The following is a 20,086-nucleotide window of genomic DNA, read 5'->3' as shown; positions in this document are numbered from 1 at the left end:
TCTCCATCACTTTCTTTTGATTAACTGCTTGCGCTTAGCCACTTCAAAGTCAGCCAGATACTCTTCAGCAGTGACTTTTGGCTGCCAGAAAAATTCGAAACCATCGGGGATCCCAATGCCTTTTTGCGCCTGTTCCATGCAAATTATGATGGCAAAGAACTTAAACCACTTTCTGCTGTGCTCGCCTGTTTGCGTCTGGCCGTCAACTGCATATGCTTCTCTCAGTCGGTCTTGAACGAATTTAAACCCAGGTCCCTCGCCGTATGCTTGTGCCTCTGCTAGGGCCATAAAAGCGTCGGCCCATCTTGTCTTATCTGCCATGCTTAATCCCCCTTCAAAATTTCGTCAAAACTTGGTAAATCTTTGTTCTCGTACTTAGCTGGTTTTGGTGGTTCATAGTCATCTTGGATCCAATCAGGTAATGTCTCTTTAATTCGTCTAGGCAGTTTGTAGCCTCCTGGACGGTTAGCCTTTCGCTCTCGTTCCATCTTTCGCTGGTGCTCTACATCGGCCTTTTTGGCCGCTTCGATTGTCGTGACCTTCAATTCACGCCAACCTTCCAACACGCGATCGACGTACTTAACCGAGTTCTTAGCCGGGATTTGTTTACTGCCGGCGATGGTGACGGCAAAGTTAACCAGGTCAGAGCCAAACTCAGACACCCAGTTCGTCAAATCTTGCTGGACGATAGCATTTGGGAAACCCCAAAGTTGCTGCCACAGCTCCCAGGTATTTTGCTCGGCCGTGTTGGTCACGCCTTTGTCATCGTCATTGTTTCGTTTAGTTTTGTTTAGTTTATTTAATGCTCCACTGTTGTCTCCACTACTGCCTCTACTGTTGTCTCCACCATTGCCTCCACTACTGTCTCCACTATATGGAGACAAATTAAGAATTGAGTAGATAGCAGCTTGATTGCCTTTACGTGGTGACCACTTAATGTAACCTGCCTGAGCAAGTTCATTGCGTACTTTAAAGAAGTTGGAGTCGGATTTAATACCAGATTTTTGCTTTAACACCGACGAAGCTACCGTGAACGTTGCCGACCATGCGGTTTTATTGTTCTGGGCCATTAGTGCGTGCCAGAGTGCAATTGCCGATGAGTTCAGCGGATCATTTTCGAGCTTGTCATAGAAAGCTTTAATCTGCGTAATGTAATTCAACTTGCCACCCCCTCAATGCCTACCCTCCCACCACTACTGATTAAATGTTTACTGTAATTTCTTGCCAAGAATATTTGCTAACATAGCAATTATCTCAGGCGTCAAACCTTCAGAAATATCGGCTCCCTCTGTTGAACTTACTACGGGATCTGATGTAAATTGTTCTTTAATCTCGTTACAGATATTGCTTACCATATCGCTATTAAAACCCATGTCCTTCATAATGCCAACGACTGCAGATGTTAAACCGGTTAAGACCTCCATACGGCTCATACCCGACGCTGTTAAACACGAGGCATAGTGTCCATCTACTAATGTTCTGGTAACTGTAATTGTTGGTTCGCTCATAATTAATTCCTCCTAGAATGGTAGATCGTCTGTGTTAATGTCCACGTCCGTGGCGTTGTCTGCAAACGGGTCCTTAGGTGGCGTTTGTTTTTCATCTTCGTGTTCTTTTAATGGGGCTTCTAACTCTGTAATCATGGCTTGCATACCGTCGGCCACCTTAGTAACTTCATCATCGGTTAAACTGCCCCAATTACCATCCCAGTCGTCACCCACAATTTCTTTGACAACTTGCTTAGCAGGTTGCTTGGTATCAGGTAATCCCAGCTGTTTAGCGGCTTTGTTCGACTGAATCGCAATAATTTTCAGTTTGGCCACACTAGTCCCACTTAGAGTGGGCTTTTCTGGAGTCTGCTGAGAATTTATATTGTTGGGTTGTTCTGACTCAGCCCGATTGGCCCGAGGAGATTCTGATTTAGGGCCGGATAAAACTAACTTGGCAGCTGCCTTTACTTTTTTGTCATACGCTTTGTCGGCTAGAAATTGCACACTATTTCGGTCTGTCTTAACCAGGTCTCCCAATGGTGTCCCTTTACTCTTTTTCATGGGTGACTGTACTTTAAGAGCATCCTGATAAGTCATTGTAGCTAGTTCAGCACGTTCATCAAAACCTGACATGTCTTCGATGTCTTGCGTAAATAAATCTGATAGCGAACCAATCGTGAGCGTAGCATCAACCTGTGCACGTTTCTTAGCCATCTTTAGCACTGTGTTCTTTACGTCAAACGGAGCATTGGGATCGGGAACCTTGACACCATCTTCGAAAGAATTTCGCTGGTTCTTTTTTTCGCGCGTATTCCCGTTACCAAGTCCTTCAGTGATTAACTTGCCGTCTTTCAATAGGGTGCATTTAACTGTGTAGTCGAAATAGGCATTATCGGGATCATAATTTTCTACCTTGTCAATTACTGCGTATTCACTCTGAACGCCCATTAGCATGAGAATTTTTTCGGCACCTGGTTTTAATAAGGTTGGCTTTGCCCCGGTCCCCGGGATAATTCCAAAGTCCTTACCTTCAATCAATTGGTTCTGGACCAAATTTTGAAATTCTTTAATGGCTTTTAACTGAGCAGTGACTTGGCTGGGTTTGACCGTCATAATCAACGACATTGCCGATGAGTCTTCTGGCTGTGTTTGTCGCGTATTTGCTAGTGCTTCACTCATAGATCATCGACCCCCTTTGTAGGTGTAAACTTAACATCTTCTCTTTCAGTCACATGGATTCCTGGGACAATTTGACCGTCCTGATCAATGGCCTTACCGCCTTTGACTGGTGTCAAGGTTTTCTTGAAGTCGCCCCATTTGAGCGTTAGTTTTGACTCAATAAACTCCGGGTGCGAGGTGGCCACGAAGGATTGCAACTGCTCGTCATCGTGCTCCCAGTTCTTACGCTTAGTCACCATGGCTTTACCGGCCGGAACATTAATTTTGCCATCTGGTCTGGTCTGTCGGTACTCTTCCAAAAGCGATTCAAAGTAATCGTGGCTTTCGTTTAAATCATGGGTTGTCCGATCAAACCATTCTTGTGTTTGCCGGTCGAACTCGTGTTTCTGCTCTTGCTTGTCTTTCAGTTCCCGATTAATTTCTGCCAACTTCCGAAAAGCCCAGTTAGCAGCGGTGTCATCATTTATATGGAACCTTTCACCCTCGGCCTTCGGGTGATTTTCAAGTACTTCGCTCATTACAATCCCTCCTCAAATGCACCTAAGCCATTAATTCTGCCTAGCAACGCACCTAATGCCACCAATCCACGATCCCAAGTATCTCCTGGTTCTATTTCATCAAGCAATGTTGAAGCCATTTGCTTGGGAGTTGTGTGCTTTAAAATTTGTTTTAAAATTTCGTTTTCAATATCCCATTCATTCGTCGGAAAATTAAGCCCGTCATACCGCCACACCTGAGTACCAGCTTCTAATCGGTTTCCTTCGTAATCAAGGGCATTGGTAACGGTTCCTGATGGGTATAAACTATATGGGTCAATCATCGTCAATCACTCCTTTATAGGCCTGTACAATCTGGTTAACGCACCGTCGCATATCAACCTTTACCTTCTTACGAGTCCGTAAATCGGCTTCGCTAAGGTCTTCCAAGAACTCGGATAAGTCATAAGCCGTTTTGAGTGTTTGTCTGAATCTATTAAGTTCTTCAGCCATTGCCACGACCCCCATTTTGGGTTAAAATTAAAAGCATAAAAGTTATTCTCAAGTAACTTATGTTGACTCACTGTCATGCCCGACAGTGGGTTATTTTTTTGCTCTTTTTTCATTTGCTCATCTCCTAGTCAAAGAATCGTTTGTCGTGCCGGTGCTCAAAGGCCAACGTCAAGACACTAACACCAATGAGGCTTGCAGTTAACCCGACCCAAGTAAATGTAACCATATCGATTACCTCCTTAATTCAAACCGTGTTCAATAATGAATTTTTGAATTTCGTGAGACGGAATATGCCAACCATTGTGTGTACTACCATAATCGATAAATCCGCCACGCAATACATCCAATTGGTTTTTGTACTTAATTAAGTAATTCAGCGCCCTAGTAGTTCCCTTCTGGTTAAACACGTGCTCGGCGAACTGTTTTAACGTCCACTCTTCCGGTTTAACTTGAGCTTTTTTCCACGCCTGAAACTCTTGAAATTCATCTTCCTCAACTAACCGGAGATGTTGCTGTGCAATTAAAATGTCAATAGATTCTGCCATATTTCCACCTTCTATCCGCCGTAAACACGATTGTAATGATCAATCATGCTTTGAAGCTTTTCTTCTGACATGCCAGAGCTTAGAGCCTTGACGATCATGTCAGTTCTCTCTGCTCCCTGTTCTTCCAAATATTGTTGGATGAAGTTTTCGATGTGCGCTTGGTCTTCAGCATTGCGCTCACTTGGCTTCTTGGTGTAGGCTAACTCAAAATCATGTTCAGCTTGAATTCGTTCTTGCTCTTCTTTGTGTTGGATAATTGAAGTGGCATAAGGAGATTCCAGCTGCAACTTGCTATCATTCAAAAACGACAGTACACCGAATTCGCTACGAGCGGCACTCATCGCTAATTTCAATGATCCAAGTGATTCAACCAGTGTCCGTTTAACTTCACGTGTTGCACTGCGCTTACCGGTCTTTAAATTACTCAGAGCGCTAGGTGCCATGTGTATCTCATTAGCTACTTGCTCATGCGTTTTAACAGGCTTAATAGCCGTTAAATCATGTTTCAATCGTTTAGCAAACTTTAAATCTACCAATGTCATCACCTCCCTTCATTGAATAGATCTTTTAGTTTCTTTGCTCAAAAGCGAGATATTCTAATATTGGGAACTAAATAGTGTTTAGCAATCCTTGTACGATTTTACGAGCTTCATTGATGTTGCTCGAATTGATCTGGTAAACATTTCTGACGTGCAGCTTAATTCGTAAAATCGTATTAATCGAATTCTTTAATTGATAAGCATCAGGATTTCCGAAGTGAGACAAATGATTTTCAATCTCTTGACTTAACTTTGTCCACTCACGCGGACGCTTAGGTTTATCTACCATCGCTGACAGCTTTTCTTCGACCGCTTTATCTACTAATTGATTCAACTGTTCTTTTGTTACTTCCATTACTTGGTCACCTCTTTTTCAGGTAATAATTCCTTCACATCAATTCCAAGCGCATCAGCAAGTTTAGTTGCTGTGATGAGACCAGGTGTTTTATCTGTATTTTCAATGCCACTAATCGTGGTTTGAGGAACCCTGCTGACGTCAGATAACTTGGCTTGTGTCATTCCCGCACGTTCTCGGAATCGAATTAATTTTTCACCACTGTTCATATAATCACCTCTTTAATTGACCCATTTGGGTATGAAAGCAATATATACCCTTTTGGGAACGTTGTAAACCCATTTGGGTAAATTATTTTAAAAGCAAGTTTGCTACGCTTGTAGTAAACATTACCCAGATGGGTTTAAGGAGCATAGCAAACATGGAATTTGATCATGGAAAACTTTTTACAGATCGTTTGTACAAATACATGAGAGACAGAAACCTAACACTCAATAGAGTTGCTACCCTTTCAAATATTACTGCCTCCACGCTGAATAACATTGTTAATCGTGGTTCTGCTCCCAGAATTGACACCATCTACAAGATTTGTGATGGTCTTGACATCTCCGTGCGCGACTTTTTCGACTTCCCGCCCTACAACGAGGTGGAAGAATGACTAATTCTGACATAATTGCGTTATTTGCTTTGGTAATTAGTATCTTGACTGCGTTGTACACTAGGTTCACTCAACTACGACGTGATCTTGTGAACTTGAATTGGATTTACCAAACTTCCTATGATTCAGACGACTCTGGTAATTTTTATTTTGCATTAAATGTCTACAACCAATCATCAATTTCACATTCGATAACCAATGTTTCCGTTGAGTCAAGTAATAATAAATTTATAAGTGACGCTTATCGCTATCCTGTCTTGGTTACGACAAGGACAATTCTTAAAACGGATCCTGATGACAGTGACGTACATTTGGTGTATTCGGATTACGTTCCAATGAATATTGATCCACAACATTCAAAACAAGTTGTACTAGCTTTTTCTGGTCAATTACCTAAAGACGGTTTTTGTATCGTTCTCACCGGAACGCATACCCAGCGTATCCATATAAAGAAGTCTGCGACTCCTTTCATCAGCCTTAACGACCTTTCTTTAATTTTCGATAGAGATTTGGGAGGAACTTTGCCTCAATTAAAAACTGTCAATGGTAAGAAAGTTTAGAACATCCAAAATCAATATCGATGATTCACATAAACTACGTACACAAAACAAATTATCGACCCAACCAATGAAGTGATAGCGACCGCAAGATGCATAGTGGTCACCTCCTTTTTGAATTGAATTTTTCATTTTTTCACATCTAGCCAACTAGACCAACAGTGACAATTTCCGTGTAAATGCTAGCTTTCTGGTGAAAAATTCTTCCCTTTTGAATGAGACTTTACAAAATTAGTTTAATACGCTTATAATACTAGTTACCCAATTGGGGGAAGAGGGGGAACAAACATGGATTACAATCGTGGAAATCTATTCGCTAAACGTTTATACAAATATATGCGCATGCGAGATCTAACTTTGAATAGAGTGGCAAAACTATCGGGGTTGACTGCATCGACGCTCAATAACATCATTAATCGAAGCTCGTCGTCCCGAGTAGATACAATTTATAGAGTCTGCAATGGACTGCACACTTCTGTTCGAGATTTTTTCGACTTTCCTCCTTACAATGAGGTGGAAGAATGAAAGATCAGTTTTTGATCCTCTTGATAGCCTTAGTATTTGCTTTTTTAACTTTTGTTCTCACCGCACTAGGTTGGTGGATGAATCGTAGTCACTTTGCTGTTAAAACAAAATGGTTTTTTTCCACGAATGACGATTCCATTAAATTAGAAATAACCATTACGAGTTTGTCTTCGACTCCAATCAAAATTAAAGAAATTTCCTTTTTGGATTCTGATTTGCGAAGCATTTCCGAAATTTATTACAACTATGAAATCGCCCAAGAAAATTGGATCGCTGATCAAATTGAAGAGAGATTAAACCGTCTCGTTAAACAAGAGACTACCTCCAAACGAATAAACACGTTTAATACTGGGGGTACGCTAATTGCATTACCGACAATGGAGACTTCAGATAGCAATTTGAATTCTTCTGAAACACTCTCAAACTTATCAGCTAAGAGCAGACATACACTAGAAAATTGGAAAAGCTTTAAACGTATTCAAATTCGGGAGCACTTGCTAGAAGAAATTGATCAATCAGATGATTCAGAACATAACATCAACAAAAGTGCTTCCACCCCTTTAATTGGAACTGAAGTAATCGGATCAGCCGCAACGAAAACTTTCACCTATTGGTTTTCTTCTCAAAATATACCTACCAGGATGGTAATGATGTATCTGGGAAAAATTTGGGGATTCACTCACAGGAAAAAATTCCCTATTCAAAGCCCAAACGTACAATTTCAAGAATCACACAATAAACGTCATAAAAAATTTTAACTGAATCGCATGGCCAATACTTTTTCATTGTATTGGCTTTTTTAGATCCATTGCTTAGTACTTTCGTCCACTACCCCCCTGCATTAATCAATTTACATATTCACTCATTGTGAGATAATGAGCTTATGGGGGAGGTGAATAAAATGGCGTATAACGAGGAGGTCGCTGAGTTTTTAATTACCGTCGGTTCCAAAAATCATTATATAGAAGGCGAAAACAAAGGTTTTACCGCCCCTATGTTTGATCAACAAGATGTTTGGGATACCGCTGGCACTTTAATTGAATCTCATGTCTTAAACGTCCATCTAAACTGGGTGAGTGACAGTATTGTTGACATTATTTGGGATAAGCCAAACTAATATCCAAAGAAGAATGACCAATACTCATTCTTCTTTTGTTTTAAGCAACTCTTCTCCCCTATTTGAATAGATTCCGTTGGTTATTCACACCAACAGAAAGTAAAATTAAGTTATCAGCAAAATGGTTTAGGAATACTGAATTCCTCAGTGGTTGACCTTCTTACCACTCATACTCAAATCGCGTACTTCTTTTTCAAAAAAAATAGTCCATTCAACTCCCATCTTTAAAGAAAGGTCTTTAGCCTTATCCACATTAGGTGTTCGCCAACCACTTTCATACGAAGTGTAAGTTGATTTGGGGATGTCAAGAATGTTAGCCATTTGATCTTGAGACAAATTGTGTAACCTTCTATATTCTTTAAGCCACAGGCGCTCTTGCATTGTCTTACCTCCCATCTCAGGTACATATCCCATGTTCCTTTAATGTTTTAAATATAGTACATATCGCGTACATAGTCAATAAAAAAACTCTTTTCGAGTATTATTTTTGTTTTTCTTTAAAGTATACAATACGCGTACTATAATTCTTGATATGAAAGGGGATCAATTCATGTTCGCTAATAGATTAAAAGAGCTAAGAAAATCTCAACCAGGTTTAACTCAAGAATCCATAGCTAAGCAAATTGGTGTTGCAAAAACTACCTATGCATCATATGAGCAAGGAAAAAGGCAACCCGATTACGAAGTTCTATCCAAAATCGCTAAAAGATTTGATGTGACAATTGATTACCTCCTAGGCAACAACGAAACTCCAAAATGGGCTAATGAGAAAGATACAAATGATTTACAAAAGTTTCTCACTGAGAATGAAGGATCTATGACCTATGGCGGTGAAAATCTAACTAAAGAAGAAAAAGAAAAACTTAAAATTGCAATGACTCAAATTTTCTGGAGCAGGCATAAACATGATTAGGGGGAGGAAAACTAAATGAGTAATAACAGAATTGCAGAAATTTCTCGGATAGTGACTAACTCCTACCACACTGCCGATCCATTTGTCTTGGCAGATAAATTAAACATTGATGTCAGATGGAAATCACTTGGAAGATCCCCTCTTGGTAAGACTATGTATGATAACGGTGAGCCCATAGTATTGTTGAATGAGCAAATTCACGATCAGCCATTACGTTACTTTACGATGGCCCATGAATTAGGCCATATAATAATGCAAGAAGGTCTAATCGGATACTATACTCTTAACAATTATGCCCATTCAAGCCTAGAGAATGAAGCCAATGAATTCGCTGTTGCTTTACTCGGCCAACTGTATATCGAAGAGAATCAGCGCCTACCCGACAACTATTTTGACTTGGTTTATCTGTACGGGATGCCAATCTTTTAAAGTAAATATTTTTAATGGATCATTCTATTTTTGTAAGGTTGTTTTCATAAACACATAAACAATTGGAGAAAACAGTGCATGATAGTTAAAAACAAAAAAAACTGGTATTGGTATTCACTAATACCAGTTTCAGACTGAAGACAAAGTATCTATTTCGATGGACTTTGTCTTCTTTTTTGTTTTCTCAACAATGAAACCGCTTTATAATAGCGGTAGCGAGGTGATTATCATGATGGGAAAGCCTAAAAATGAAGATGTTCGTAATCAAGTCCAGTTCGTTTGTTTAGATGAATTGGTACCACAGGATCATTTACTGCGAAAGATTGACGCAGTTATCGATTTCAATTTTTTGCGCCAACTAGTCCGTCCACTATATGCCGACGATACGGGTCGGCCGAGTCTTGATCCGGTAATGTTACTCAAACTGCCCATGATTCAATATCTGTATGGCAAACGAAGTATGCGTCAGACCATCAAGGAGATTCAAGTTAATGTCGCCTATCGGTGGTTTTTAGGTCTTGATTTAACAGATAATGTACCTCACTTCACCACCTTTGGGAAAAACTTTGAGCGTCGATTTAAGGGTACCGATCTCTTTCAGCAAATCTTTGAGCAAATTCTCAACCAGTGTTTTGAAGCGGGTTTGGTCGACCCGTCGGTTCTGTTTATTGATGGAACCCATATCAAGGCCGCTGCCAACAATAAGAAATATCGTAAGCAGACGATTAACAAGGTGGCCACCTACTATCATGATGATCTGGAAAAGGAGATTACAACCGATCGGTTGCATCATGGAAAAAAAGAATTAACGCCCGGGAAGGAGGCACCAAAACAAGTCGAACAGAAAATTAGTCAGAATGATCCTGATAGTGGCTGGTTTCATAAGGGTGAACACAAGCAAGTCTTCGCATACAGCGTCCAAACCGCGTGTGAAAAGCATGGTTGGATTCTAGATTACACAATCAACGCCGGTAATCAGCATGACAGTCAAGCTTTTGAAGCAATTTACCGCAAGGTAAAGCACTATGACCCTCTCGCTATCGCAATGGACTCCGGATACAAAACACCGGCTATCGCCCATGAAGTACTACAAGATGGGACTAAACCTATCTTCCCTTATAAGCGACCAATGACTAAACCGGGCTTTTTTAAGAAGCATGCATACGTCTATGATGAACACTACGACTGTTACATATGTCCAAATGATCAAATACTGAGTTACTCAACAACGAACCGTGAAGGATACCGAGAGTACAAGAGCAGCCCTAAGGTGTGCCGCACTTGTGCAATGATTCAACAATGTACCCTTTCCAAAAATCATCAAAAGGTCATTACGCGGCATATTTGGCAAGACGCCTTAGATGAATGCGAAGATATTCGGCATACCCTTAAGTGGCGTGCCTGGTATGACTTGCGAAAGGAAACTATTGAACGCATCTTCGGCACGGCCAAGGAAGACCATGGACTCCGATACACAAACATGCGTGGGCGGGAGAAAATGGCTATGAAAGTTGGCCTTACTTTTGCGTGCATGAACATGAAAAAATTGGCAAAATTGAGGGCAAAGTAAGGACCGGTAAGGTCTATTTTTTTCGCCTTAACCAGTAAATTTGAGTTTAAAAGCGAAAGAAAACACCGCTCTCAGTTTTGAAAGTGGTGTTTGTCTTCACTCTGAAACTGGTATTGGTATTCACTAATACCAGTTTTTTTAGTAGCGAATTGTCAATTTCAAGTAGAAAACCTCTTTCACATAAACCTCCAGTGCAGATTTCCAACCGAATGTCTTTCTTGGTTTGGTATTAATTTGCCATACCATCTTAATTAGTTCAAATCTAAAAAGGTCGATAAATCCTTTGCGCGTCGATTCCATCGGACTTAAGATCTAAAACACTGGCCAAATTGCGGCCTCATAGAATTACCTAAAAAAGGCGCATTTTTGTCTCAGTTCTTTGAAGGGCGATAGATTTGTTTGTATTACAACGTCAGTGCTACAGGTACTCATGCTGTTACGCAATCCAACGTTTGATCGTGTAATTTTAACTAACACGTGCTGGATATGTTAACAGCCAAAGAGATTGCGAAATTACCGGCATTTAAGATTCCAACGCACAACGTCTCTTAAATACTAACATCCATTTTCTTTACCACTTCAAAACTCAGCTAGAAAAACGCAAGTTCGACTTAGCCGCACATTCGTTGATTTCTTTGTTAACCGTTATTATTTGCTAGCACAACGATGACTGTTAGAACCCTCACTACGGACATGAATGCCAAATATATTACCTTCATCCACCATATTTTTCCCAATGCCGTCATGATTATCGGCCATTTATGCAACATTCAGTTGATCAAGCACATTTTGAATAGTGAGCAATTAAAATCTTGAATTTAACGCCTTACAAACAATCTCGTCATTATTACTTATTTAAAATAACTTAGTACTTTTTACCAATTTGAGAACCATCTGAAAAACTTCAAGGTCATCTATCTACGCGTCGTCAAAAATATGTGACGCAACAGAATGGAATTGGCCCGATTAATTCTAAATACCCTATTTTTTGAAGGTTCTATGACAACCATCACGTAAATAGACCACAGATGGATATATGTAACGTTATCGATATGCTAAAAAAAACGTAAACCACTGTTCCGAATATGTGGAGTTATCCTCATTTTAACGGCCCAATTGAAAGCTTAGATCGTGAGGTCAAGCGCTTTATTCATAGGCCCCATCAACATGATTGAACTAAAATTCCAATAAAAAAGACCAATTCAGGTAATGAATTGGTCTAAAAAACGAGTTAACAAAGCTCTAAATTATCATAACACAATTTTAAAATATTAATAGTTAAAGTTAAAACGTGCTAAGATGTTTTCATTATTAGCATTAGCTGTAACACCTTGGTTAGTTGAGGAGTTCTCTTGACCAGCCTTTGCAGTATAAGTTAACGTTGGGATACCAGCACCATCAGCTTGTACCGTGTAGTATGCATCGTTCAAAGCTGAGTCATCCAAAGTGTATTGAGTTGCTGTATAAACTTTGCCCTGGAGTACATCTTTTGCACTAGAGATAGCTGTCGTCCCTTGCTTTACAACAACGAACTTGTCAGCACCAGCAGACTTGATTGCGGCAAGAACATCTGCGCGAGAAATCTTATCACCAATCTTACCAGTAGCAACCTTTGTTAATGCCAAACGCAAGTTAGCTAACGTTCCCTTATCATATGCAACATCGCTTGTTGCGTCAAGACCTGTTCCAGTTAAGTTAGTCGTCTTAGATAAATCATTTCCGGCAACACCAAATACACTGAATGCCTTGGCCGATTTAACTGACAATGTAACAGTTGAGCCATACTTAGCATTTGCTAAAGCAGCTGAATTATTCGCCTTTTGTGCATCACTCAAACCGTCAACCAATGAGTAACCAGAAACCAATGAGTTAAGAACAGTGTCCTGAGTGGCTACATTAGGAGCAGAGGTATTTAAAAAGTCGACTGCACCCTGTGTTTTGTAATTTGAGTTGGTGTATGTCTTTGACGCTACTACCTTACCATTTTCATCAGTGAAGTTAATACGAACTTGGTTTTCTGCAACTGGTGCTTCAGTTTGGACGTCTTTAGCAGCAATCCACTTACCATCGGCAGCAGTCTTAGTGCCAGCGATTTGGTAGTAAAGGTCGCCTGACTTGCTGTTCTTAACAGCCTTAGAAACAGTAAACTTAGCACCGTTAGCTAATTTTTCAGAGGCACGGCCAACTTTGTAAGTAGTCCATGCTGGAGCGTTCCAAAGTTGTGCGCCATCATTAGCAGTTTGGTCGCCAGTAGGTGCAGTTGCGTCAGTAGTAGTAGCAAAGTCCTTAATACCACCAGCAAAAGTACCCTTTACATTACCACCGTATACCCAGCCACGAACAGTCTTATCAAATGTAATTAACGTCTGCGTCGTTGTTTATACATTCTATTGTTACCTCGCCTACCCCAATTGGTTTAGAAGGATTACCATAACATTTCTAAAAAGGAGGTACTGCCTGTTCCCCAGTTTACGCACAGGCAGAAATACAAAATGGAATTCACAGATGTTTTTGGTTTCAAACATAGCGACTGCGTCCCCGTATCGACAACAGGAAAGTATGATCGTGTGATAATTATTGAAGACCCCTATAAAGTACGCTATGTTTGCCTCAATCCCAACGCTTGCCCTGATATTAGGCATTCACAGCATTGGTCACCGGCTAAACCTCAGGATGCTCCAGAAGATTATTTTGGTAATTTGAAACGTAATACAGATTAATAATAGTCCTACAGAATAAACAATAAATCGTCGTGCCATCCGTCCGCTACAAACGCCACTGGTGGCATCTATTACACTGATAGAAAGGAGCCGAAACCTTGGCAATCCGTAAACTTTCAAGTGGCAAATATGAGGCCCGAGTAAGCTATAAAGAAAATGGCCAAAAGCATCGTAAAACCAAAAATTTTGCAAGATTAGCTGAAGCACGTTTGTGGGAATCGGAAAACAAAGCAAAACTTGGAACTGGCGCTAACCTTAAGCAAGCCGATCAACCTTTTATCGACTACTATCGGCATTGGATTGAAATTTACAAGACCGACGGCGTTAGTGCCCACACCCATGACACCTACATGCTGATCGCAGATTGGGTGGAAAAATTCTTTCATGACACCTCAATTGGAAAAATCACCCGTGACGATTTCCAACAATTTGTGAATGGTTTTGGAAAAAGCCATGGGATCAGTTACACCCAAAAACTCGTCCGCCAGATAAGAGCTGCCGTTCAAGATGCTGTTGCTGACAATGTCATCTATAAGGATTTCACTTTTCGAGTTAAAATTACTGGTAAAAAACCGCAAGAAACCGAAGAAAAGTATCTCGACTTAGACGACTACCACAAACTGCTACCCTACCTAATTGAGAATGCTGGTCCCGACCACATGTCTTACGCAATGCTCTTGTTCCAACTTCAAACGGGAACCCGGTTTGAAGAAGCCGCTGGCATGACGTGGGACTGTGTAGATTTTAACAACCACATTGTCACGATTAACAAACAATGGGTGCCACGGGAACAAAAACTTGGGCCAACTAAAGGCAACGGGCAGGCTGATGGTAAAGTGACCATTGCTCCACCTTACGCTACTATGCTAGAAAATTTTAGGCAACAGATGGTGAATTATTTCAATGACATTGGGTTGGACTATGATACAATCAACGAGAAACAATTAGTATTTTTCTCAAAATTACGCAAAATAAATACCAACTCCGGCGTTAACTCAGCACTGGCAGATTTATGTACTAAACTTGGGATTAAAGTGGTTACCAGTCACGCTATGCGACATACACATGCCAGTGTGTTGATTCAAGATGGTGAAACACTTCCCTACGTCCAACACCGATTGCGACACAAAAAACTGGAAACCACTTTAAATAATTACGTTCACTTGGTGGAAAAAACGAACGGTGAATCGGATCGAAAAGCTATGTCTGTTCTAAGTGAACCATTTACAAAAAAGAACTCAAAAAACAGCTAATTTTTCATGACAGGGGAGTTAAAAGTACGTAAATCTCTTTTAAACTGCGACATTAAAGACCTAAAAATCACCGTGCGGGTGATTTTCTCAACAATATGGAAAAACAATTGATACTCTGAATGCCGTTATACGGCGATTCAGGGTATTTTTTTGTGCTCTCAAACACACTCAAAAATAATGAGAGCGGAGGTTTTAGCGGAGGCCGACCCCAAAATGACCTCTAAACCTCCGCTCGCCTCCGCAAATTAAAAAATCCCCCTCAACATTCTTGCGTAGCTGAATGAAAAGGAGGTTTTAAAATGGCCAAAAATTATAATGATTACGGACTACCCTGTGCTGTCGAGTTGGCTGATGACACGGTTATCATTAAAGTCGATGGCAAAGTTGTCACTGAACGGCACCATGCCGAAGCGGTCGCTTTTGACTCGCTTATTGAGTTTTGCAAAGCGTTTGTGACACCATGACCAGCCTTGTTCAATCATGTCCTTAAACAGGTCAAAAACGCGACCTTTAGCGAACCGCCGTTGACGGTAGTCTCGTCAAAAAATGCGGGCTGCTCTTTAACGCTCACAGAGATAATCGGTTGAATGGTAGCGGCTGAGTCGGCCATTTATTCAAATGAGATCTCAACCAAAAACAAATGCTGATCTACGATGTGGCTCGTGGTAATCCACACTTCATGGTAGTCTGGCCGCGTATTTTGTGTCATGTTGAAAAAATAATCTAACAGGCTGCTGTACTCACCAACAAAATCATCTGTCATTAGGTTAACGCTCAGTCGATTGACCGGAAAATAGAGATCTTGATTGGCGACGGGCACCTGATCATCGATTCCCATTGTCACAACATTTCCATATTCCAATGGCTTAAACGTAACCCGGTCTGGGTGCCGTTTAATATACGTTAATACGTTATAAATCGAATCTGAATTACTAGCCACAACGCCGCATCCTTCCTGAATGTTGTTGGGGTTATTATACCAAAAATTCCGCCTTTCGTCAGGTATGACCTGACTGTCTCTTGACACGTTATTCAAAGCAGGCTAAAATAAATTAAAAATCAATTAGAAACGCGTTGACTTTTTAATTTATTTACTTTTAAGAAGGAGTGGTTCTTTTGGCAAAAGCACCTAAAGCATCAGAAATCGATTGGAGCGCGTTAGGCTTCGACTATTTGGACTTGCCATATCGTTACATAGCCCACTACAAGGATGGTCAGTGGGATCAGGGTGAACTCACTGAAGACAGCACCCTACATATTAGTGAAGGATCCACCGCCTTACATTATGGTCAAGCCGACTTTGAGGGCTTAAAAGCCTATCGCACTAAAGATGGTGAGATTCAGTTATTCCGACCAGACCAAAATGCCAAGCGGATGCAGCGGAGTTGTGCGCGCTTATTGATGCCCGCACTATCTGAGGCACAATTCTTAAGCGCCCTCAAATCAGTTGTTAAGGCGAATGCAGATTACGTTCCGCCGTATGGTACGGGTGGCACGCTCTACCTTCGTCCACTCATGATTGGAGTTGGTGGCAATATTGGGGTGCATCCCGCTCAAGAGTATATTTTCACTGTTTTTGCAATGCCGGTCGGCGCCTATTATAAGGGTGGCGTAACGCCAACTAACTTTACGACGTCCTACTATGACAGAGCTGCCCCTCACGGTACTGGTCAAAATAAAGTTGGGGGTAACTACGGCGGGAGTTTATTGCCAGGTGATGAAGCCCATAAAGCCGGCTTCTCGGATGTTATCTATTTGGATCCCGCAACCCACACCAAGATTGAAGAAGCGGGTTCAGCGAACTTCTTTGGCATTACTAAAGACAATGAATTCGTCACACCAAAATCTGATTCCATTTTGCCAAGTATCACGAAGTTCTCCTTGCTTTACCTAGCCGAACATAACCTTGGTTTGAAACCAATTGAAGGCGACGTTTACATTGACAAACTTGACCGATTCACCGAAGCTGGGGCAATGGGAACGGCCGCTGTCATCGCGCCAATTGGGGGCATTGAATATCAGGACCACCTCCACGTCTTTTATAGTGAAACTGAGGTCGGCCCGGTTACCCAAAAACTTTACAATACGCTGACAGGGATTCAATTTGGCGATGTTAAGGCTCCTGAGGGTTGGATTCAAAAAGTTGATTTAGATTAATTTTGCAAAAGCGCTCATTATATTGAGCGCTTTTTTGTTTGCAAAGAATTCTCAAACATTTTTCAAAGTTTGAATAAAAATGGCCATTTTAAGCAACAATGCCGCTATAATTAATCCAATTCAAAAAACGAGGCCTATCTATGATTTTATCAATTATTGTTGCTGTTTTGCTTGCCCTTGGTGCGGTCTATGGATACCAAACTGGACTCGTCTTACAACTAGTTCGCCTAATATCAGCTGGTTTGAGTTGGATCGCGGCCATCTTAACGTGCGCACCCGTCACGACTTTTATTTACACCATCGGCCAAAACCAACAAACAACGGGGCAAACACCCCCGAGAGTTATGACCATCATCATCTTTGCCATTTTGTTTTTCCTTGTTAACACACTCTTATGGCGGCTTGGACGGACCTTAAACCTAGTGACCAAGCTACCAGTTATTCATCTGTTAAACGGCCTTTTAGGTGCTGTAGTCGGCTTAATTATTCGGTACTTAATCATCTTTATCGCGCTCAACATTTTTATCTTAATTCCCAATGATTGGGTCCAATCCCAATACCAGGCGTCGCAACTTTCTCAGACTATTGTGACTAAAACACCGGTCATTTCTCAGCAACTTCTACACCAATGGCAGAATTCACTTCAACACCAAAATTAAAAACGCTAGTGAACGGTGTTGTGCACCATTCACTAGCGTTTTTAATTTGGTAATTGCGTCTCAAGTGTGTAGCAAATTCCTTAGAATTACAGGCGCGCGTTAAGTTCTTTACCGCGCTCCTCAAAGCCGGGTTTGCCAAGTAATGCGAACATGTTTTGCTTGTAGGCTTCAACGCCTGGTTGGTTAAACGGATTAATCCCGTTTAAGTAGCCTGAAATCGCCACAGCAACTTCAAAGAAGTAAATCAAGTAACCCAACGTGTACGCACTTTGATCTGGAATGTGAACACTCATGTTCGGTACATTTCCATCAATATGCGCTAACGTCACACCTTGGAACGCCTTAGTGTTGGCAAAATGCATCGTTTCGCCTTCAAGATATTGTAGTCCGTCCAAGTTCTCATCCGACTTCGGAATATCTTCATCATGCGTTGGCTTGTCGACGAAGATAACCGTTTCCATTAAGTTTCGTAAGCCTTCTTGGATGTATTGACCCAATGAGTGTAAGTCAGTCGAGAAGTTAGCGGATGACGGGTAGATTCCCTTTTCATCCTTTCCTTCTGATTCACCCATCAGTTGCTTCCACCATTCAGAGAAATACTGTAGGTTTGGTTCGTAATTTTCAAGTAGTTCAGTTGTATAGCCTTTCCGGTATAAAATGTTACGATAAGCGGCATATTGGTAAGCTTCATTTTTAGTTAAATCAGGGTCCGTATAAGCATTCTGGGCATCACGGGCACCCTTCATCAACTCGTCAATATCAGCTCCTGACGCAGCGATTGGTAATAACCCAACGGCTGTTAAGACTGAGTACCGACCACCGACACCGTCTGGAATCACAAAGGTTTCATAGCCGGCAGCGTCTGCTTCCTGTTTCAAAGCACCGCGAGCCTTATCCGTCGTCGCATAAATACGCTTGTTAGCACCATCAACACCGTACTTCTTGACTAGCAGGTCTTTAAAAATACGGAAGGCAATTGATGGTTCCGTTGTGGTTCCAGATTTTGAAATCACGTTAACAGAAAAATCACGATCACCAATCAGATGAATGAGGTCGTGAACGTACGACGGACTGAGTGAATTTCCGGCAAACAAAATTTGAGGAAATTCACGTTGATCATCTGGTAAGTAGTTAAAGAACGTATCATTCAAGAAATCGACGGCCATTTTAGCACCAAGGTAGGAACCGCCAATTCCAATGACCACTAAAACTTTCGAATCTGATTGAATCTGCTTTGCAGCAGCTTTAATTCGAGCGAACTCTTCTTTATCAAAATCCGTAGGCAGCGTTAACCAGTCGCGGAAATCACTCCCCGCACCAGTGCCCTGACGAAGTTGATCGTCAGAAGCATTAACGAGCGCCTGCATCTCAGTTAATTCATTATCGTGAACAAACTTCTCAAGTTTCGAAGCATCAAAGGAAATGTGTGCCATGTAAACTTACCTCGCTTTAATTTATTAGGTTCGTCTTTAGTATAACCGATTCAATCAAAAAATGAAATGGCCTAGACCGAATTATTTTAATGTCCCAAGAAGAACGCCACCCGCAATAACGAGCAATGAGCCAACGGTAACATAAACCATTTCCCGTCGTGTCTTGTGTTCGCCCAGCAAAAAGATGCTACCGAATGTCGAAATAACAATCCCCATTTGGGAGAGCGAATAACTAATTGCCAATCCAACCTTTGGGATAGCTAGGAACATGAAGAGGTTCCCAATCCCCCAGATAATCCCAGTTAAAATATTTTTAACCATCGGCTTGCCAAAAGGTTGGTTTCGCGCAGCAAACAATAGCGCCCCGATAACCATCCCAATTGATTGCGGGAAAAAGATCGTCTTTGAATCAACCGCTGACCACTGGACGACCACCGTATAAAGAACGTAACCAATTGTTGAGAAAATAAGGGCTCGAGTCCCGGCTGACGGGTTATAACTTCCGCCTTGCGAGGCTGGCTGGCCGTTACGATCACGTCGAGAGGTTAACACAATCCCACCGATCAAAACAATCATTGCCAAGGTCCCAACTGAAATGGTTCGCGTCGTTGTCCATTCGTGGAATAATAGCACCCCTGCCAAGGTGGTAAATACAAGTTGTAAGCCTGTTGAAACTGGCATTGTGATTGAAATTCCAATGGCCTTCATTGACTGGAATTGTTGGAATTGACCCACGGCCCAAAACAGGCCAGATGCAATCCCAACGAGCCAAATCTTCGTATCAAACACCGGATGAAACATAAAAATACTAAAGGCCCCAAAAATCAGTGCCCCGAATGTCATCCCAAGGGTTTGTTGGTACGAGGTCCCCCCTAATTTACCACTAACAAGACCAATACTCCCCCACATCAACGCCGGGATAACAGCCATAAACATTGCCATCTGAAAACCACTCCGTTCTTTCAAAGTTTGGAACGCTGTTGTAAGCGCTTAAATTTATTTTCATCTTTGTTATTCTAACTGATTTTAGAACAAAATAAAAGAACTTTTCCTTCGAA

The 20,086-nt window shown here is 41.4% G+C and carries 28 protein-coding genes; 12 read left to right on the top strand and 16 right to left on the bottom strand.

Annotated features, from left to right (window positions below):
• Nucleotides 1-6 precede the first annotated feature (6 nt).
• The 11 genes from FC96_RS07095 to FC96_RS07050 all read right to left on the bottom strand — a co-directional run bounded on the left by FC96_RS07095 (nt 7) and on the right by FC96_RS07050 (nt 5,306).
• Entirely contained in the window at nt 7-321 is a 315-nt protein-coding gene (locus FC96_RS07095; protein ID WP_054660757.1) for a hypothetical protein, read from the bottom strand.
• Between the two features lie 2 nt (nt 322-323).
• A complete protein-coding gene (locus FC96_RS07090; RefSeq protein ID WP_056942504.1) occupies nt 324-1,160 on the bottom strand; it encodes a DnaD domain-containing protein in 837 nt (278 codons plus the stop codon).
• A 48-nt stretch (nt 1,161-1,208) separates the two neighbouring features.
• Nucleotides 1,209-1,508 (bottom strand): hypothetical protein, encoded by a 300-nt coding sequence (locus tag FC96_RS07085; RefSeq protein ID WP_054660753.1) that lies wholly within the window; start codon nt 1,506-1,508, stop codon nt 1,209-1,211.
• Nucleotides 1,509-1,520: 12 nt separating this feature from the next.
• Entirely contained in the window at nt 1,521-2,669 is a 1,149-nt protein-coding gene (locus FC96_RS07080; RefSeq protein ID WP_056942503.1) for a hypothetical protein, read from the bottom strand.
• Nucleotides 2,666-3,187 (bottom strand): host-nuclease inhibitor Gam family protein, encoded by a 522-nt coding sequence (locus FC96_RS07075; protein ID WP_056942502.1) that lies wholly within the window; start codon nt 3,185-3,187, stop codon nt 2,666-2,668. The genes FC96_RS07080 and FC96_RS07075 overlap by 4 nt, the downstream gene beginning before the upstream one ends.
• Nucleotides 3,187-3,489, bottom strand: a complete 303-nt coding sequence (locus FC96_RS07070; RefSeq protein ID WP_054660743.1) for a hypothetical protein — start codon at nt 3,487-3,489, stop codon at nt 3,187-3,189. The genes FC96_RS07075 and FC96_RS07070 overlap by 1 nt, the downstream gene beginning before the upstream one ends.
• A complete protein-coding gene (locus FC96_RS12900) occupies nt 3,482-3,658 on the bottom strand; it encodes a hypothetical protein (RefSeq protein ID WP_156403185.1) in 177 nt (58 codons plus the stop codon). The genes FC96_RS07070 and FC96_RS12900 overlap by 8 nt, the downstream gene beginning before the upstream one ends.
• A 239-nt stretch (nt 3,659-3,897) precedes the next feature.
• Nucleotides 3,898-4,203: a DUF771 domain-containing protein gene (locus FC96_RS07065; RefSeq protein WP_056942501.1), complete on the bottom strand. Its 306-nt coding sequence runs from the start codon at nt 4,201-4,203 to the stop codon at nt 3,898-3,900.
• An 11-nt stretch (nt 4,204-4,214) separates the two neighbouring features.
• Nucleotides 4,215-4,739 carry a hypothetical protein gene (locus FC96_RS07060; protein ID WP_056942500.1) on the bottom strand — a complete coding sequence of 175 codons (525 nt, stop codon included), beginning with the start codon at nt 4,737-4,739 and terminating at the stop codon, nt 4,215-4,217.
• Between the two features lie 73 nt (nt 4,740-4,812).
• Nucleotides 4,813-5,097: a hypothetical protein gene (locus tag FC96_RS07055; RefSeq protein ID WP_054660737.1), complete on the bottom strand. Its 285-nt coding sequence runs from the start codon at nt 5,095-5,097 to the stop codon at nt 4,813-4,815.
• Nucleotides 5,097-5,306, bottom strand: a complete 210-nt coding sequence (locus FC96_RS07050) for a helix-turn-helix transcriptional regulator (RefSeq protein ID WP_054660735.1) — start codon at nt 5,304-5,306, stop codon at nt 5,097-5,099. Before FC96_RS07050 ends, FC96_RS07055 begins: the two co-directional genes overlap by 1 nt.
• 152 nt (nt 5,307-5,458) lie before the next feature.
• Here FC96_RS07050 and FC96_RS07045 point away from each other — a divergent pair, with 152 nt between their 5' ends.
• From FC96_RS07045 to FC96_RS07025, 5 genes are all read left to right on the top strand, one after another.
• Nucleotides 5,459-5,695 (top strand): helix-turn-helix domain-containing protein, encoded by a 237-nt coding sequence (locus FC96_RS07045; protein WP_054660862.1) that lies wholly within the window; start codon nt 5,459-5,461, stop codon nt 5,693-5,695.
• Nucleotides 5,692-6,255, top strand: a complete 564-nt coding sequence (locus FC96_RS07040; RefSeq protein ID WP_054660733.1) for a hypothetical protein — start codon at nt 5,692-5,694, stop codon at nt 6,253-6,255. Before FC96_RS07045 ends, FC96_RS07040 begins: the two co-directional genes overlap by 4 nt.
• A 285-nt stretch (nt 6,256-6,540) precedes the next feature.
• Complete coding sequence (locus FC96_RS07035) at nt 6,541-6,777, top strand: helix-turn-helix domain-containing protein (RefSeq protein WP_056942499.1); 237 nt, start codon at nt 6,541-6,543, stop codon at nt 6,775-6,777.
• Nucleotides 6,774-7,535: a hypothetical protein gene (locus tag FC96_RS07030; RefSeq protein ID WP_056942498.1), complete on the top strand. Its 762-nt coding sequence runs from the start codon at nt 6,774-6,776 to the stop codon at nt 7,533-7,535. The genes FC96_RS07035 and FC96_RS07030 overlap by 4 nt, the downstream gene beginning before the upstream one ends.
• A gap of 143 nt (nt 7,536-7,678) precedes the next feature.
• Complete coding sequence (locus FC96_RS07025; protein WP_054660729.1) at nt 7,679-7,894, top strand: hypothetical protein; 216 nt, start codon at nt 7,679-7,681, stop codon at nt 7,892-7,894.
• A gap of 144 nt (nt 7,895-8,038) precedes the next feature.
• Here the strand turns inward: FC96_RS07025 and FC96_RS07020 are convergent, their stop codons facing one another.
• On the bottom strand, nt 8,039-8,275 hold the full coding sequence (locus FC96_RS07020) for a helix-turn-helix transcriptional regulator (RefSeq protein WP_056942497.1): 237 nt from the start codon (nt 8,273-8,275) through the stop codon (nt 8,039-8,041).
• 169 nt (nt 8,276-8,444) lie between these two features.
• Here FC96_RS07020 and FC96_RS07015 point away from each other — a divergent pair, with 169 nt between their 5' ends.
• From FC96_RS07015 to FC96_RS07005, 3 genes are all read left to right on the top strand, one after another.
• Entirely contained in the window at nt 8,445-8,807 is a 363-nt protein-coding gene (locus FC96_RS07015; RefSeq protein ID WP_054660858.1) for a helix-turn-helix domain-containing protein, read from the top strand.
• Nucleotides 8,808-8,822: 15 nt separating this feature from the next.
• The gene (locus FC96_RS07010) at nt 8,823-9,236 is read left to right on the top strand and encodes an ImmA/IrrE family metallo-endopeptidase (RefSeq protein ID WP_056942496.1); all 414 of its coding nucleotides are present in this window, start codon (nt 8,823-8,825) and stop codon (nt 9,234-9,236) included.
• A gap of 232 nt (nt 9,237-9,468) precedes the next feature.
• A complete protein-coding gene (locus FC96_RS07005) occupies nt 9,469-10,806 on the top strand; it encodes an IS1182 family transposase (RefSeq protein WP_420835109.1) in 1,338 nt (445 codons plus the stop codon).
• Between the two features lie 1,271 nt (nt 10,807-12,077).
• Here FC96_RS07005 and FC96_RS07000 read toward each other — a convergent pair.
• Nucleotides 12,078-12,671 carry a hypothetical protein gene (locus tag FC96_RS07000; protein ID WP_054660727.1) on the bottom strand — a complete coding sequence of 198 codons (594 nt, stop codon included), beginning with the start codon at nt 12,669-12,671 and terminating at the stop codon, nt 12,078-12,080.
• A gap of 953 nt (nt 12,672-13,624) precedes the next feature.
• Here FC96_RS07000 and FC96_RS06990 point away from each other — a divergent pair.
• Both FC96_RS06990 and FC96_RS12895 read left to right on the top strand, forming a co-directional pair.
• A complete protein-coding gene (locus FC96_RS06990; protein ID WP_056942494.1) occupies nt 13,625-14,779 on the top strand; it encodes a tyrosine-type recombinase/integrase in 1,155 nt (384 codons plus the stop codon).
• Between the two features lie 299 nt (nt 14,780-15,078).
• A complete protein-coding gene (locus tag FC96_RS12895) occupies nt 15,079-15,243 on the top strand; it encodes a hypothetical protein (protein WP_156403183.1) in 165 nt (54 codons plus the stop codon).
• A gap of 146 nt (nt 15,244-15,389) precedes the next feature.
• Here FC96_RS12895 and FC96_RS06985 read toward each other — a convergent pair whose 3' ends face one another.
• A complete protein-coding gene (locus FC96_RS06985) occupies nt 15,390-15,719 on the bottom strand; it encodes a hypothetical protein (protein WP_056942493.1) in 330 nt (109 codons plus the stop codon).
• A gap of 176 nt (nt 15,720-15,895) precedes the next feature.
• On the opposite strand from FC96_RS06985, the gene FC96_RS06980 reads away from it, so the two are divergent.
• Nucleotides 15,896-16,936, top strand: coding sequence for a branched-chain amino acid aminotransferase (locus FC96_RS06980; RefSeq protein ID WP_056942492.1), 1,041 nt, complete (start codon nt 15,896-15,898; stop codon nt 16,934-16,936).
• Between the two features lie 140 nt (nt 16,937-17,076).
• Nucleotides 17,077-17,595, top strand: a complete 519-nt coding sequence (locus FC96_RS06975; protein WP_054660719.1) for a CvpA family protein — start codon at nt 17,077-17,079, stop codon at nt 17,593-17,595.
• A gap of 86 nt (nt 17,596-17,681) precedes the next feature.
• Here the strand turns inward: FC96_RS06975 and FC96_RS06970 are convergent, their stop codons facing one another.
• Together FC96_RS06970 and FC96_RS06965 are read right to left on the bottom strand one after the other, a co-directional pair.
• Nucleotides 17,682-19,028 (bottom strand): glucose-6-phosphate isomerase, encoded by a 1,347-nt coding sequence (locus FC96_RS06970; RefSeq protein WP_054660717.1) that lies wholly within the window; start codon nt 19,026-19,028, stop codon nt 17,682-17,684.
• An 81-nt stretch (nt 19,029-19,109) separates the two neighbouring features.
• Nucleotides 19,110-19,970: a GRP family sugar transporter gene (locus FC96_RS06965; protein ID WP_054660715.1), complete on the bottom strand. Its 861-nt coding sequence runs from the start codon at nt 19,968-19,970 to the stop codon at nt 19,110-19,112.
• Nucleotides 19,971-20,086 lie beyond the last annotated feature (116 nt).

Origin of the sequence: Secundilactobacillus kimchicus JCM 15530 (assembly GCF_001433995.1) — a bacterium.
Lineage (GTDB): Bacteria > Bacillota > Bacilli > Lactobacillales > Lactobacillaceae > Secundilactobacillus > Secundilactobacillus kimchicus.
The sequence above is the reverse complement of the archived record's forward strand: the minus strand, read 5'-3'. Positions and strand labels throughout refer to the sequence as shown.

Excerpts from the sequence above, each read along its gene's own strand:
- FC96_RS07095 (WP_054660757.1), bottom strand. The coding sequence starts at position 321 with ATGGCAGATAAGACAAGATGGGCCGACGCTTTTATGGCCCTAGCAGAG.
- FC96_RS07085 (WP_054660753.1), bottom strand. The coding sequence starts at position 1,508 with ATGAGCGAACCAACAATTACAGTTACCAGAACATTAGTAGATGGACAC.
- FC96_RS07080 (WP_056942503.1), bottom strand. The coding sequence starts at position 2,669 with ATGAGTGAAGCACTAGCAAATACGCGACAAACACAGCCAGAAGACTCA.
- FC96_RS07075 (WP_056942502.1), bottom strand. The coding sequence starts at position 3,187 with ATGAGCGAAGTACTTGAAAATCACCCGAAGGCCGAGGGTGAAAGGTTC.
- FC96_RS07070 (WP_054660743.1), bottom strand. The coding sequence starts at position 3,489 with ATGATTGACCCATATAGTTTATACCCATCAGGAACCGTTACCAATGCC.
- FC96_RS12900 (WP_156403185.1), bottom strand. The coding sequence starts at position 3,658 with ATGGCTGAAGAACTTAATAGATTCAGACAAACACTCAAAACGGCTTAT.
- FC96_RS07065 (WP_056942501.1), bottom strand. The coding sequence starts at position 4,203 with ATGGCAGAATCTATTGACATTTTAATTGCACAGCAACATCTCCGGTTA.
- FC96_RS07055 (WP_054660737.1), bottom strand. The coding sequence starts at position 5,097 with ATGGAAGTAACAAAAGAACAGTTGAATCAATTAGTAGATAAAGCGGTC.
- FC96_RS07050 (WP_054660735.1), bottom strand. The coding sequence starts at position 5,306 with ATGAACAGTGGTGAAAAATTAATTCGATTCCGAGAACGTGCGGGAATG.
- FC96_RS07045 (WP_054660862.1), top strand. The coding sequence starts at position 5,459 with ATGGAATTTGATCATGGAAAACTTTTTACAGATCGTTTGTACAAATAC.
- FC96_RS07040 (WP_054660733.1), top strand. The coding sequence starts at position 5,692 with ATGACTAATTCTGACATAATTGCGTTATTTGCTTTGGTAATTAGTATC.
- FC96_RS07035 (WP_056942499.1), top strand. The coding sequence starts at position 6,541 with ATGGATTACAATCGTGGAAATCTATTCGCTAAACGTTTATACAAATAT.
- FC96_RS07030 (WP_056942498.1), top strand. The coding sequence starts at position 6,774 with ATGAAAGATCAGTTTTTGATCCTCTTGATAGCCTTAGTATTTGCTTTT.
- FC96_RS07025 (WP_054660729.1), top strand. The coding sequence starts at position 7,679 with ATGGCGTATAACGAGGAGGTCGCTGAGTTTTTAATTACCGTCGGTTCC.
- FC96_RS07020 (WP_056942497.1), bottom strand. The coding sequence starts at position 8,275 with ATGCAAGAGCGCCTGTGGCTTAAAGAATATAGAAGGTTACACAATTTG.
- FC96_RS07015 (WP_054660858.1), top strand. The coding sequence starts at position 8,445 with ATGTTCGCTAATAGATTAAAAGAGCTAAGAAAATCTCAACCAGGTTTA.
- FC96_RS07010 (WP_056942496.1), top strand. The coding sequence starts at position 8,823 with ATGAGTAATAACAGAATTGCAGAAATTTCTCGGATAGTGACTAACTCC.
- FC96_RS07005 (WP_420835109.1), top strand. The coding sequence starts at position 9,469 with ATGGGAAAGCCTAAAAATGAAGATGTTCGTAATCAAGTCCAGTTCGTT.
- FC96_RS12895 (WP_156403183.1), top strand. The coding sequence starts at position 15,079 with ATGGCCAAAAATTATAATGATTACGGACTACCCTGTGCTGTCGAGTTG.
- FC96_RS06975 (WP_054660719.1), top strand. The coding sequence starts at position 17,077 with ATGATTTTATCAATTATTGTTGCTGTTTTGCTTGCCCTTGGTGCGGTC.
- FC96_RS06970 (WP_054660717.1), bottom strand. The coding sequence starts at position 19,028 with ATGGCACACATTTCCTTTGATGCTTCGAAACTTGAGAAGTTTGTTCAC.
- FC96_RS06965 (WP_054660715.1), bottom strand. The coding sequence starts at position 19,970 with ATGGCAATGTTTATGGCTGTTATCCCGGCGTTGATGTGGGGGAGTATT.